Below are 14,052 nucleotides of genomic sequence, written 5' to 3'. Positions count from 1 at the left end.
ATTAGCAACTCTAATAATGGATTAAAATCATTAATTATACTTATTTAAAGGGTCGGAGTATCTTCGCCACATAGCACGTAAATATCGTTAATTAAGTGGAGGTTAAAATGAGTTTTTGGGTTTTATTACAAGGTTTTGGTCTAGGGGCAAGTATGATAATCCCGATAGGCGCACAAAATGCGTACGTCCTAAATCAAGGCATAAAACGCAATCATCATTTAACGACTGCAACGATTTGTAGCCTGCTCGATACCCTGTTTATCTCATTGGGTATTTTTGGTGGCGGAGCAATTCTGTCTCAAAATGAATTGCTGCTTACCTCTGTGACATTGGGCGGTATCGCTTTTCTAACGGTATATGGTTTGCTATCACTGCGCAGTGCATTCAAAACGCGCACCAGTGATGAATCAAAAGGTGAGGTATTGGCTCGTGGCAAGCGCACCGTTATTTTGGGTGCATTAGCTGTAACAGTATTAAACCCACACCTCTATTTGGATAGCGTGGTGATTCTTGGATCTATTGGTGGGCAATTTGAAGGCAACGACAGAGTTGCGTTTGCGATGGGGACTATCTTAGCTTCATTCGTGTGGTTTTATTCCTTATCATTGGGCGCAGCAAAGCTAGGTCCAACGCTATCGAAACCTAAAGTTAAGAAAGGCATCGATATCGCGGTTGCAACCATGATGTTCGCTATTGCACTTGTGCTCGCCAATGGACTCATTGAGCAATACGGGTAAACCTATTCTTCTTTAGTCATCAAACAAACTTTACTCATCCAACAAAAAAGGCGAATAACCTAAGTTATCCGCCTTTCCTTATAAAAGCTTATAGCTATAAAAACTAACTAGAAATTAAGCTTCAACTTTATTCATGTGTACATCCATTTGCGGGAATGGGATTTCGATACCTTCGTTATCCAAGCCTTCTTTGATAGCTTGCATAAGGTCGAAATAAACATTCCAGTAGTCAGCAGTACTAACCCATGGACGAACAACAAAATTAACTGAAGAATCAGCTAGCGTGTGAACACCTACTTGAACACCTGGATCTTTCAATACGCGCTCATCAGATTCACAGATCTTAGTCAGTAGCGCTTTTGTCTTCTGAAGATCAGCGTTGTAAGAAACACCAATCATTAGGTCAATACGGCGCGTCGCATGACGAGAATAGTTAGTGATTGGGCTACCGATAACGCTTCCGTTAGGTACTACAACCATTTTGTTGTCTGGTGTTGTTAAAACAGTTTGGAAGATCTGAATTGAATCAACTGAACCCGCTACACCACCAATTTCCACGTAGTCACCAGACTTGAATGGACGGAATGCAACGATAAGTACACCCGCTGCAAAGTTAGATAGTGAGCCTTGCAGCGCAAGACCAACGGCTAAACCAGCCGCACCAATAACAGCAACTACAGATGCAGTTTGAACGCCTAAACGACCAAGTGCAGCGATAAGAACAATAACAAACAATAAGTAACGAACTAAACCGTGGATAAATTCCACAACAGCTCGGTCCATCTTCTTCTTCTCAAGAACCTTAGATACGCTATTCGCGACTGCTTTAACAATCAAGTTACCAATAAATAGAATTATCAGTGCAGAGATAATGTTTACACCGTATTGGATAAATAGATCTGAATTATTTGTTAACCACTGCTCGGCCTGAGATAAACCATCCACAATTGGAGTCTCAAGCGCTGTCGAACTATCAGCCATAATGTGCATCCTCTATATAATATGCTATGAGCTAAACTGTCTTAAGCCAAACTTACTTTTACAATAATAAACAGTTTAACTCCTGTTAAGTCACTGTGTTAAAAGTAAATTAAAGCCAAGTCCTTTTTATAAACTGAACCAGGTCCAGTTTTTCGGCACGATATCCTATCTTTGACCGATTGCAAAGTCATATTTATGTAAGCTTTTGAATTAATAAAACTTACCAATAAACGCAAATACCGATAACTAAAAGACTACGAAATTTATTCACCGTAGGCTAGGTTTTTCACATATTTAATACAAGTTTTTATCAGACATAAAAAAACCCGCTCAATGAACGGGTTTTTAAAACTTAAAGAGTACTTAATTCAAAGAATTATAGTACGTCTACAGCGTTAAGGTCAGCGAATGCTTTCTCAAGACGAGTAACCATCGAAGACTGAGCAGCACGTAGCCATACGCGTGGATCGTAGTACTTCTTGTTTGGCGCAGCTTCGCCAGTTGGGTTACCGATTTGACCTTGTAGGAAATCGAAGTTATCAGCAGAGTACTGACGGATACCATCCCAAGTTGCCCACTGTGTATCAGTATCGATGTTCATTTTGATAACACCGTAGCCGATAGACTCTTGGATTTCTGCTTCAGAAGAACCAGAACCACCGTGGAATACGAAGTTTAGAGCGTTAGGTGCAATACCGAACTTCTCTGCACAGTATGCTTGAGAGTCACGTAGGATAGTTGGAGTAAGTACAACGTTACCAGCTTGGTAAACACCGTGTACGTTACCGAAAGATGCAGCGATAGTGAAACGTGGGCTAACAGCCATTAGCTTCTCGTATGCGTATGCTACGTCTTCTGGAGAAGTGTACAGCTCAGATGCGTCCATATCAGAGTTATCAACGCCGTCTTCTTCACCACCAGTACAACCAAGTTCGATCTCGATTGTCATGTCCATTTTAGCCATGCGAGCTAGGTAAGTAGCACATGTTTCGATGTTCTCTTCTAGAGACTCTTCAGAAAGGTCTAGCATGTGAGAAGAGAATAGAGGCTTACCAGTTTGTGCGAAGAACTCTTCACCAGCGTCTAGTAGACCGTCGATCCATGGTAGAAGTTTCTTAGCAGCGTGGTCAGTATGCAGGATAACTGGAACACCGTAAGACTCAGCGACAGCGTGTACGTATTTTGCACCAGCTACAGCACCAAGAACTTGTGCGCCTTGACCTTCAAGTTTAACGCCTTTACCTGCGAAGAATGCAGCGCCGCCGTTAGAGAACTGAACAACAACTGGAGACTTAACTTTAGCAGCCGCTTCTAGTACTGCGTTAATAGAGTCAGTACCAACAACGTTTACTGCAGGAAGAGCAAATTTGTTTTCTTTTGCTACTTCAAATACTTTCTGTACGTCATCGCCAGAAATTACACCAGGTTTTACAAAATCGAAGATCTTAGACATGGAAATAGTCCTATTTATTCTATTCGTTTTAAGATAAAAAACTTAAGTTTAAAAATTTGCAATCGTTTGCTCACAACTTCCGCTATTCTAGCAAATAAGTATGATATGCAGCAAACGTTAAAAGGCGAGATTCGTATCTCGCCTTTCTAAATCAATTACGCTTTAGCACGCTCTTCAAGCATAGCTACTGCAGGAAGTACTTTACCTTCAACAAACTCAAGGAAAGCGCCGCCACCAGTAGAGATGTAAGAAACATCTGCTTTGATACCGAACTTGTCGATAGCCGCTAGCGTGTCACCACCGCCTGCTACTGAGAAACCTTCAGAGTCAGCGATTGCTTTAGAGATACCAGCTGTACCCGCTTCGAAGTTCTTGAATTCGAAGACGCCTACAGGGCCGTTCCAAAGAATCGTTTTCGCGTTGCCGATGATTTCAGCTAGAGCAGCAGTTGAATCTGGACCAAGGTCGAAGATCATGTCGTCGTCTTGAACTTCAGAAACGTGCTTGATTTCAGCTTCTGCGTTTTCGTCGAATGCTTTAGCACATGCAACGTCAGTCGCTACAGGGATAGCACACTCTTTCATTAGTTTCTGAGCCGTTTCAACTAGGTCAGCTTCGTATAGAGACTTACCTACGTTGTGGCCTTCAGCAGCGATGAACGTGTTCGCGATACCACCGCCAACAACAAGTTGGTCAGCGATTTTAGAAAGAGATTCTAGAACGGTAAGTTTAGTAGAAACTTTAGAACCACCAACGATAGCCACTAGCGGGCGAGCTGGGTTGTCCATTGCTTTGCCAAGCGCTTCAAGCTCAGCAGCTAGAAGAGGACCAGCACATGCTACAGGAGCGTAAGTACCCACACCGTGTGTAGACGCTTGAGCACGGTGAGCTGTACCGAATGCATCCATTACGAAGATGTCACATAGTGCAGCGTATTGCTTAGAAAGAGCTTCTTCGTTCTTCTTCTCGCCTTTGTTAAAGCGAACGTTTTCAAGAACAGTTAGTTCACCAGCGTTTAGCTCAAGACCATTTACGTAATCTTTCGCTAGTTTAACGTCACAGTCTAGTGCGTCGTTTAGGTAGTTAACTACAGGAGCTAGAGAGAACTCTTCGTTGTACTCGCCTTCAGTAGGACGACCAAGGTGAGAAGTAACCATAACTTTTGCGCCAGCTTCTAGGCAAAGTTTGATAGTTGGTAGAGATGCAAGGATACGAGCATCTGAAGTTACTTTACCGTCTTTTACTGGTACGTTTAGGTCAGCACGGATGAATACGCGTTTACCTGCAAGTTCCAGGTCAGTCATCTTGATCACAGACATGATTTGTCCTCTCAAATTTAAATAAAAATAAAGTTTTGGAAACTCAGCAACCCTGCTAAGCCTATAAATTATTCAACTGGTAATGCTTTAACTGCTAATAATATGTGGACACTTAGTATTTATTTCAAGCTAAAAAATAAATAATCCACACATTTGCTTCTAGGTCTTACTTCTTGCCTTCTGAAGCTTGCATTGCAAGAACCGTATCCAGCATTCGGTTCGCAAAGCCCCATTCATTGTCACACCACACCAGCATTTTCACTAAGGTGCCATTGCTCACTCGAGTTTGTGAACCATCAACGATTGCGCTATGGGGATCGTGATTAAAGTCGATGGAAACGAGCGGCGCTTCAGTATAGTCAACTATATTGTGTAATGTACACTGGGAAGCATTAACAATGGTTTGATTTACGTCATTAACTTTCACATTTGTATTAATTGTGACACTTAAATCCATCGCAGTGACGTTTACCGTCGGCACACGCACAGATATCGCTTCGAACTTGTTAGAAAATTTCGGGAAGATTCTTTCAATGCCTTTATGCAATTTGGTGTCGACAGGAATGATAGATTGGCTTGCCGCTCGAGTACGACGCAAGTCGCTATGGTATGCATCAATAACTTGCTGATCATTCATCGAAGAGTGAATGGTCGTAATGGTACCTGACTCAATACCAAAGGCATCATCAAGTACTTTAATGATAGGGACAATACAGTTAGTGGTGCATGAACCATTGGAAACGATTCGGTGGTCAGCTTCGATAGTATCGTGATTTACACCATAGATAATGGTGTTATCAAGGTCGTTAGCTCCAGGGTGTGAAAACAGTACCTTTTTAGCTCCAGCAGCGATGTGCGCTAGGCCATCATCTCGGCAACCGTAAACACCGGTACAATCGAGAACAATATCGACTTCAAGATCACGCCAAGGCAATAGTTCAATATCAGCCAGGTGTAAGATACGAATGGTATCAAACTCGCCTTTATCTTCAGCACCAATGCCATGATGAACATAAATGTGCTCTTGATCATTAGAGATTTTCTTGCCGAAGCGGCCGTGACTGGTGTCGTACTGCAATAGGTGAGCCATAGCGTCAGGCTGAGCAAGCTCATTGACAGCTACTACTTTGATTTGTTGGCTTTTGCCACTTTCATAGACAGCGCGCAATACATTACGCCCTATTCGTCCAAATCCGTTTATCGCGACTTTTAGCATAGTTCCGTACATCTAACCAAAATTTCGTGCAACAGATGATAACTGAATCCTATGGAAATCGCATCAACTCTATCCATCACTCTAGTAAAAATCACCCTAGCCTTGAATAAATTACAGATAGGGCTAGCTCCTTTTTAGTGTCCAACCTTTATCCCCTTGTAAAATTTGATTCGTCAGTAAGATAATATAAAAAACAGTAACTAAAGGAGTAGCATACAAACCATATAGAGCGGCATACATACCAACTATAGGAATCAACCAAACAGCGATAATTACACTCACATCAATTTGGGTCATGGTCGTAATGTCATACTTTGTTAACAGTAAAAGCACACTTGCCGTTAAAGCTGCCATATCATAGTTATGTAGATAAGGACTTACGAGATAAGTCGCCGTGATTAGGATAAACATCTTAATATAATAATCGACTGTCGTTCGAAAAGCATATACAACAACTCCAACAGCCATCAACATCGTTCCAACTTGAATATACCAAGCTGCTGCTACACTCCCGAAACTCTCCTTTATTGCGATGAAAGGGGAAACTTGCATTAGAATACCCATTCCCTCTCCCTCTTCAATAAAGTGCTTAGCATATTCAAGAGCTCCCTCCCTCCACCATGATTCCCATGCTGAAATTCCGAATAATACAACTGAAAAACCAACAAATATTATGGTTGTAAGTGAAGCACTTAAGATCGCTTTCCAATGCCCTCCAGCGACTAAGGCGATGGGAATAAGTAGACCTAAATGGGGTTTAATAGTTAGAAGACCAAACATTACACCTGACAACACGGGAAACTTTGGTAAAAAGCGACATCCACCAACAAAGAGGGCTGCAACCAACAAGCCATTCTGTCCAGAGGTAATATTGATGATTGTTGTAGGAGCTAAAAGGGCAATGAATACAACGACGTCCAATCGACTTTTACTACCGATAAGAACCGTTGGGAGAAAGACCAGAACGCATAATAAGCACCAGATAATATAAGCCGATACGTAATCAAAATAACTAAATGGTGCAAGAACGACGAGCATTTGAGGTGAGTATGCAAAATTAAAAGCAACTCCGCTTTCTTTTACAGCGATAGGCGCGTGATTAAGAAAAGCATTAACATTATATATTTCTGAAAAATCGCCACTCATCGCTAATTTGGCTGCTGTCCATGAGTGTAAAAAGTCTCGCCCTATCATTTGTCCTCTAGATAGCTCCCCTTTTAGAAGGTCTATCGTGTCGATATAAGAAAAATAAAGAGAGAACATGCTCCCAATAGCAAACCAAAAAATTAAGCGCCTACCCTGAACTGATGAGAATTCCATTTCGTCCTCACAAAAAAAAAGCCTCTATCTAGGATAGAGGCTTTTTACGCTAACTATACAGTTCTGTTTAAACTAATAACTCTTTAGCTGTCTTTACTACGTTTTCAGTAGTGAAACCGAACATCTTGAATAGCTCGCCTGCTGGTGCAGATTCGCCGAACGTTGTCATGCCGATGATCTTGCCACCGAAACCAACGTATTTGTACCAGAAGTCAGCGATACCAGCTTCTACTGCGATACGCGCTGTAACGTCAGATGGCAGTACAGACTCACGGTACTCAGCGTCTTGCTTATCGAACGCGTCAGTTGCAGGCATAGATACTACGCGTACTTTCTTGCCTTCAGCTGTTAGTTCAGCAGCAGCGCTAACCGCTAGCTCAACTTCAGAACCTGTAGCGATGATGATTAGCTCTGGCTTACCAGCACAATCTTTCAGGATGTAACCACCCTTGGCGATGTTAGCTACTTGCTCAGCGTCACGGTCTTGCTGTGCAAGGTTCTGACGAGAGAAGATAAGTGCAGAAGGACCATCTTTGCGTTCGATTGCCAGTTTCCAAGCAACAGCAGACTCAACTTGGTCACATGGGCGCCATGTGCTCATGTTTGGAGTCAGACGTAGAGAAGCGATCTGCTCAACCGGTTGGTGAGTAGGCCCATCTTCGCCAAGACCGATAGAGTCATGCGTGTAAACTTGAATGTTCTGAACTTTCATCAGAGCAGCCATACGCATCGCGTTACGAGCGTATTCCATGAACATTAGGAATGTTGCGCCGTATGGTACGAAACCACCGTGCAGAGCGATACCGTTCATGATAGCCGTCATACCGAATTCACGTACACCGTAGTGGATGTAGTTACCTGAGAAGTCGTTCGCTTCAAGCGACTTAGAACCAGACCACATAGTCAGGTTAGAAGGCGCAAGGTCAGCAGAGCCGCCCATGAATTCAGGTAGCATAGCACCAAACGCTTCTAGTGCGTTTTGAGATGCTTTACGTGATGCGATGTTTGCTGGGTTAGCTTGAAGATCAGCAATGATTGCGTTTGCTTTCTCTTCCCACTCAGCTGGAAGATCGCCGTTAGTACGACGTTTGAATTCAGCTGCTAGCTCAGGGTGAGCCGCTGCGTATGCGTCAAACTTAGCATTCCACGCTGCTTCTTTCGCTGCGCCTGCTTCTTTCGCATTCCACTCAGCTGCGATATCAGCTGGAATTTCGAAAGGACCGTGTTCCCAACCCAGTGCCGCTTTAGTTGCTGTGATTTCATCAGCGCCTAGTGGAGCACCGTGACAGTCGTGCGTACCCGCTTTATTTGGTGAACCAAAACCGATAATAGTCTTAGTACAGATAAGTGTTGGACGAGGGTCCGCTTTAGCCGCTTCGATAGCCGCATTGATTGCGTCAGCATCGTGACCATCAACTGCTGGGATTACGTGCCAGCCGTATGCTTCAAAACGCTTAGGTGTATCGTCAGAGAACCAACCTTCAACTTCGCCATCGATAGAGATGCCGTTGTCATCCCAGAAAGCAACCAGCTTACCAAGACCTAGCGTACCTGCTAGAGAACATGCTTCGTGAGAAATACCTTCCATCAGACAACCATCCCCCATGAACGCATAAGTGAAGTGATCGACGATGTCGTGGCCTTCTTTGTTGAACTGTGCAGCCAATGATTTTTCAGCCATCGCCATACCAACAGCGTTGGTGATGCCTTGACCCAGAGGACCAGTCGTTGTCTCGATACCAGGAGCGTAACCGTACTCTGGGTGACCTGGAGTCTTAGAGTGCAGTTGACGGAAGTTTTTTAGGTCTTCAATTGAAAGCTCGTAACCTGCTAAGTGAAGCAGAGAGTAAATCAGCATAGAACCATGACCGTTAGACAGGATAAAACGGTCACGGTCAGCCCACTCTGGGTTTGCTGGGTTATGGTTCAAGTGGCCACGCCAAAGAACTTCAGCGATGTCAGCCATACCCATAGGTGCGCCTGGGTGGCCTGAGTTTGCTTGTTGAACACCGTCCATGCTAAGTGCGCGGATTGCATTGGCTAGATCTTTACGAGAAGGCATGTCTGCTCCTGGATACATAAGCGATTTAAAAAAGAGATAGATGCTAAAGTTTTCATTTTTATTAGCGCGGGTATTCTCTCAAACGACTATAGCGACTGCAAACGTTTTACTGGTACTTTAACGGTCATTTCCCGCAATTTTCGATCATTTACACCACTTAACAATGGCTTCCCCCTATCAACACGCAAACGTTTAGTTATGACATATCCTAAAAAAGAGCTTGTAATTCGACCGTTGGAATTTAAAATAGCCGTCTAGATGTAGAAACACCTACAAAATATACTGTATTGAATGGCGGCGCTTCCTCGATTGCGACGGCATAAATTATTTGCATTTAACTATTTGCAACTAAAAACTAAACTAAAAGTGGAGCTCTCATGGCTAAGCACCTATTCACTTCTGAATCTGTTTCAGAAGGCCATCCAGATAAAATTGCAGACCAAATCTCAGATGCTGTTCTTGATGCCATCATTGAACAAGATCCAAAAGCACGTGTTGCTTGTGAGACTTACGTAAAGACCGGCATGGTTATGGTTGGCGGTGAAGTAACAACGTCTGCATGGGTTGATATCGAAGAAATCACTCGTGAAACAGTTCGTGACATTGGTTACGTTCATTCTGATATGGGCTTTGACGCTGACTCTTGTGCAGTACTAAACACAATCGGTAAGCAGTCTCCAGACATCAACCAAGGTGTTGATAAAGCCGATCCTAAAGATCAAGGCGCAGGTGACCAAGGTATCATGTTTGGTTACGCGACTAACGAAACGCCAATCCTAATGCCAGCTCCAATTACTTACTCTCACCTTCTTGTTAAGAAGCAAGCTGAAGTACGTAAGAGCGGCAAGCTTGACTTCCTTCGCCCAGATGCGAAATCTCAAGTTACGTTCCAATACGACCAAGGTAAGATCGTTGGTATCGACGCAGTTGTTCTTTCAACTCAACACTGTGATTCAGTAACAACACCTGACCTACGTGAAGCGGTAATGGAAGAGATCATCAAGCCAGTACTTCCTGCTGAGTGGATCAACAAAGACACTAACTTCTTCATCAACCCAACAGGCCGTTTCGTAATCGGTGGCCCAATGGGTGACTGTGGTCTAACAGGTCGTAAGATCATCGTTGATACCTACGGCGGCGCAGCTCGTCACGGTGGCGGTGCATTCTCTGGTAAAGATCCATCAAAAGTTGACCGTTCTGCAGCTTACGCAGCGCGTTACGTTGCGAAAAACATCGTTGCTGCTGGTATGGCTGACCGTTGTGAGATTCAACTGTCTTACGCTATCGGCGTTGCAGATCCAACATCTATCATGGTTGAAACGTTTGGTACTGAGAAAGTAGCGCACGAAATCATCATTGAAGCAGTTCGTCAAAACTTCGACCTACGTCCATACGGTCTTCAAGAGATGCTGAACCTTCTTCAACCTATCTACAAGCAGACTGCTGCATACGGCCACTTCGGTCGCGAAGAGTTCCCTTGGGAAGCAACTGACAAAGCCGCTATCCTTGCGGACTTCGCAGGCCTGTAAGCATTACGCAACACGCTTAGCTGAAACGTAATTTTAAAAGCCTCTGTTCTCAGAGGCTTTTTTCTTTCTATTCTTCTATTCTTCTATTCTTCTATTCTTCTATTCTTCTATTCTTTCACTAATAAATCCTAACCCTTTCACGTAGCACAAGCGTTAACTTATAGATTATTTTGATAATAGTGGGGATTTTACGTGCTGAGATCAATGTTACGCAAACGTTTAAATTTTAATGTAATAGCACTTGTTAAAAACAAACCATTCTCAGTAACTCATGCTTCTTTGCCACAAACTTTCAGTTCAACAACAAAACACTCAACGACTGCACCCACTCGATCTGAAAATTACTCAAGGTGAGCGCTGGGTTGTCATTGGACGCAATGGTTCCGGAAAAACCACGTTATTGAAGGCACTGGTTAATTTGCTTCCCTTCAAAGGCGAAGTCGTCATAAACCAATTGCCGCTACGTAAGTTAACTTGCCAGCAAAGAGCAAAACAAATCAGTTACCTTCCACAACACAGTCAAGTGGATGGTCGTTTAACACTCAGAGAGTACATTCAACTAACTGCTTCCAATCAAGCCACTTCTAGCTTTTCACTTGACCAAATAAGTAAAGCACTAAAGATCGATACTTTCCTCGAACGAAGAATGGGACAGCTCTCAGGTGGCCAGAGGCAGCGAGCGCATATTGCACGATCTTTATGTCAGAACGCCGAGTTTCTGGTGTTGGATGAGCCTCTAAACCATCTAGATCCATGTGCTCAAGGGGAAGTTTTATCACTATTGAAAGAGCAAGAAAAAACACTGATTTGCTCACTGCATGATATTTCCCTTGCGGCCAAGTTCGCGACGCACATTGCGATTTTGGAACACGGCCAGGTAGTCGCGAAAGGAAAGGTAGAAGAACGACTAACTCACAATCAACTTAAGCCGATCTTTGAAGTCGATTTAATCAGCACGACCAATAAGCGCACACAGAAAACAAGTAAATTTTTCGACATTGAACTCGACCAAGGACAGGAGCTTTCATGAAAAAACTATCAGCATTAACTTTATTACTTACCGTGTCCGCACAAGCCCAAATTACGGTAGAAAACTGCGACTCTACACTTACCTTAGATAAAGCGCCGAAAACCTTAATCACTCACGATATCAATATGTCTGAGATGGCATTTTCTCTCGGGCTTGAAGAGAATATGATCGGAGTGACCGGTATTAGCGGGTACTACAAAACGACCCCTGAATTTAATCGCCTCCAGGGCAGCATTCCCGAGCTCGCACCGAAATATCCTTCTTTAGAGGTGTTAGTTAGTGCCAACCCTGATGTTTTCTTTGCAGGATGGAATTACGGTATGCGGTTGGGCGGCTCAGTCACGCCTGATTCTCTGAGAGAGTTTGGCATCAATACTCTGATTCTTAATGAGAGTTGCAGCCATATCCGTAAAGATAAGCAGCCAGCTAACATGGAACAGATGTTTGATGACGTGACACGCCTTGCGACTTTATTCGGTCAACAAGACAGAGCTCAAACTCTTATCTCCACTTGGAGAGAGCAATTAATATTGATTCAACAGCAAACCCAAAATCAAACCCCGCTTAAAGTCTTTCTGTATGATTCAGGGGAAGAGAAACCATTCACAGCAGGAAAGTACGCGACAGTGAGCGCCATGATAGAAGCAGCGGGTGGCGCCAATGTAATGAAAGATCTGGATATCAGCTGGGGAACCACATCATGGGAGTCAGTTGCGATGCATAACCCTGATGTCATTATTCTTCTCGATTATCAAAATGGGACAGGCGCTAAAGGCATGCAAGCCTTTTTGGAACAGCACCCAGCGATGAAGCTGACCACAGCGGTAAAGACCATCCAATACCTTCCTCTGCGTTATGAGGAAATTACTCCCGGGCCAGCAAACATAGCTGCAATTGAAAAATTGGCACAACGCATCCAAGAAATCCATGACAAGTCTTAGTACTAACCTGAACCGCACTGAACACCTGCGTATTCAGTTCTGTTTTTGCCCTCTTAGCGATGTTTTCTCTGAGTTTAGGCAGCGTTCAGCTATCTTTTGCACAAGTCGCTACGATTTTTTCAGCGGCGATGAGTCAACAGATCGACTCACCGATAGATCAAGTGGTACTGCACCTGCGCTTACCTAGAACAATCATCGCTATTATTTGCGGTGCTGGGTTAGGTATTGTTGGGGCGTTATTACAAACCGTGACAAAAAACGATCTTGCCGACCCTTTCATTTTTGGATTGTCATCCGGTGCCGCAACGGGAGCAGTCTTTGTGATTACAGTCATCGGCAGCGCTATCGGCATTTGGACACTTCCACTCGCCGCTTTTATCGGTGGAATAATCTCGGCTTCGGCAGTGCTATTTCTAGTCAGAAAAGTAGATGGACAAGCGTCTTCTCAAATTGTTTTAGCCGGGTTGGCTATTTCATTTTTATTTACAGCCTTGACTAACTTCTTGGTCTTCCATGGTGATCAACGAGCTGCCCATTCGATTCTATTTTGGTCGCTAGGAGGCCTAGGAAACGCACGCTGGGACAATGTGCTAATTGTGCTTGCTGGACTTATCGCCTTGATAGCCCTAGGTATATTAAAACATCGCCAGTTAGATTGTTTACTTGCAGGAGACGACGTAGCACAAACCATGGGCGTAGACACAAAACGCCTGCAAAGCGGTGTCTTTATTGTCTGCGCTTTTGCAACGGCATGTTTTGTTTCTATCATCGGAGTTGTCGGATTTATTGGCTTGATGGTTCCTCATATCGCGAAGAAAATCATCGGCCCATTACACAAAAAATTACTCATCACTTCAGGGCTGATTGGGGCTTTGCTTATGCTATTAAGTGATATTTTGGCGAGAACCTTAGTTGCTCCTCAAGAACTGCCTCTTGGTGTTGTCACCACCGCGTTTGGCGCACTATTCATTGTTTCCATTTTGATGGAGAAAAGTAATGAAAGCTGAACGCTTCACCATCATTGCGATTCGTCATGGCGAAACCGAATGGAATCGAATAGGCAAAGCACAGAATCAACTGGATAGCCCTCTGACAATGAAAGGCAAACAACAGATGCATAACGTCGGTCGTTATCTTGCAACTCAAAAATCATTGACCCTCAATGCTATTTACACCAGTCAATTAGGCCGTGCGATTTCCAGTGCTAAAACCATCGCACGCTACCTGAAAGTGCCCGTCATTTCTCAAATGGAGCTCAGTGAGTTCGATTCAGAACAGCAACGAAGAACAATGGCGATTCAGTGGATCCAACGAGTTTCTCGTCACCACAACAATGAGAACCCTATTTTGCTGCTCGGACATGGCGACTGGATAAAAACATTAGCCAGTTTAGGGACACCAAAGCAAATAATAGAAACACCAAACAACGGAGAAATCCTCAGGATAGATATCGAAGTATAACGT

Annotated in this window: 12 protein-coding genes; 6 read left to right on the top strand and 6 right to left on the bottom strand. The window is 43.7% G+C overall.

All coding sequences use genetic code 11. The annotated features are described in order from the left end of the window. The first annotated feature begins 107 nt into the window (after positions 1–107). Entirely contained in the window at positions 108–737 is a 630-nt protein-coding gene (locus ACED60_RS13245; protein WP_371727740.1) for a LysE/ArgO family amino acid transporter, read from the top strand. Between the two features lie 114 nt (positions 738–851). Here ACED60_RS13245 and mscS read toward each other — a convergent pair whose 3' ends face one another. From mscS to tkt, 6 genes are all read right to left on the bottom strand, one after another. Beyond that, positions 852–1,718 carry a small-conductance mechanosensitive channel MscS gene (mscS, locus tag ACED60_RS13240; protein WP_009847670.1) on the bottom strand — a complete coding sequence of 289 codons (867 nt, stop codon included), beginning with the start codon at positions 1,716–1,718 and terminating at the stop codon, positions 852–854. Positions 1,719–2,094: 376 nt separating this feature from the next. Then, on the bottom strand, positions 2,095–3,171 hold the full coding sequence (gene fbaA, locus ACED60_RS13235) for a class II fructose-bisphosphate aldolase (RefSeq protein WP_009847671.1): 1,077 nt from the start codon (positions 3,169–3,171) through the stop codon (positions 2,095–2,097). Between the two features lie 155 nt (positions 3,172–3,326). Further along, entirely contained in the window at positions 3,327–4,490 is a 1,164-nt protein-coding gene (locus tag ACED60_RS13230) for a phosphoglycerate kinase (protein WP_009847672.1), read from the bottom strand. 166 nt (positions 4,491–4,656) lie between these two features. Then, positions 4,657–5,706 (bottom strand): erythrose-4-phosphate dehydrogenase, encoded by a 1,050-nt coding sequence (gene epd / locus ACED60_RS13225; RefSeq protein ID WP_029222970.1) that lies wholly within the window; start codon positions 5,704–5,706, stop codon positions 4,657–4,659. 123 nt (positions 5,707–5,829) lie between these two features. Then, positions 5,830–7,026: a glycosyltransferase family 87 protein gene (locus ACED60_RS13220; protein WP_009847674.1), complete on the bottom strand. Its 1,197-nt coding sequence runs from the start codon at positions 7,024–7,026 to the stop codon at positions 5,830–5,832. Positions 7,027–7,093: 67 nt separating this feature from the next. Next, positions 7,094–9,088, bottom strand: coding sequence for a transketolase (gene tkt, locus ACED60_RS13215; protein ID WP_371727739.1), 1,995 nt, complete (start codon positions 9,086–9,088; stop codon positions 7,094–7,096). Positions 9,089–9,465: 377 nt separating this feature from the next. Between tkt and metK the strand changes: the two genes are divergently transcribed. The 5 genes from metK to ACED60_RS13190 all read left to right on the top strand — a co-directional run bounded on the left by metK (position 9,466) and on the right by ACED60_RS13190 (position 14,049). Then, the gene (metK, locus tag ACED60_RS13210; RefSeq protein WP_371727738.1) at positions 9,466–10,617 is read left to right on the top strand and encodes a methionine adenosyltransferase; all 1,152 of its coding nucleotides are present in this window, start codon (positions 9,466–9,468) and stop codon (positions 10,615–10,617) included. 271 nt (positions 10,618–10,888) lie between these two features. Beyond that, positions 10,889–11,647 carry an ABC transporter ATP-binding protein gene (locus ACED60_RS13205; protein ID WP_371727737.1) on the top strand — a complete coding sequence of 253 codons (759 nt, stop codon included), beginning with the start codon at positions 10,889–10,891 and terminating at the stop codon, positions 11,645–11,647. Beyond that, the gene (locus tag ACED60_RS13200) at positions 11,644–12,588 is read left to right on the top strand and encodes an ABC transporter substrate-binding protein (protein WP_135382953.1); all 945 of its coding nucleotides are present in this window, start codon (positions 11,644–11,646) and stop codon (positions 12,586–12,588) included. Before ACED60_RS13205 ends, ACED60_RS13200 begins: the two co-directional genes overlap by 4 nt. A gap of 59 nt (positions 12,589–12,647) precedes the next feature. Continuing rightward, positions 12,648–13,595 (top strand): FecCD family ABC transporter permease, encoded by a 948-nt coding sequence (locus ACED60_RS13195; protein ID WP_371727736.1) that lies wholly within the window; start codon positions 12,648–12,650, stop codon positions 13,593–13,595. Next, on the top strand, positions 13,585–14,049 hold the full coding sequence (locus tag ACED60_RS13190; RefSeq protein WP_135382955.1) for a phosphoglycerate mutase family protein: 465 nt from the start codon (positions 13,585–13,587) through the stop codon (positions 14,047–14,049). The genes ACED60_RS13195 and ACED60_RS13190 overlap by 11 nt, the downstream gene beginning before the upstream one ends. The last annotated feature ends 3 nt before the right edge of the window (positions 14,050–14,052 follow it).

Origin of the sequence: Vibrio sp. 1F279 (assembly GCF_041439815.1) — a bacterium.
In the GTDB taxonomy this organism is placed as follows: Bacteria; Pseudomonadota; Gammaproteobacteria; order Enterobacterales; family Vibrionaceae; genus Vibrio; species Vibrio tasmaniensis_A.
The sequence above is the reverse complement of the archived record's forward strand: the minus strand, read 5'-3'. Positions and strand labels throughout refer to the sequence as shown.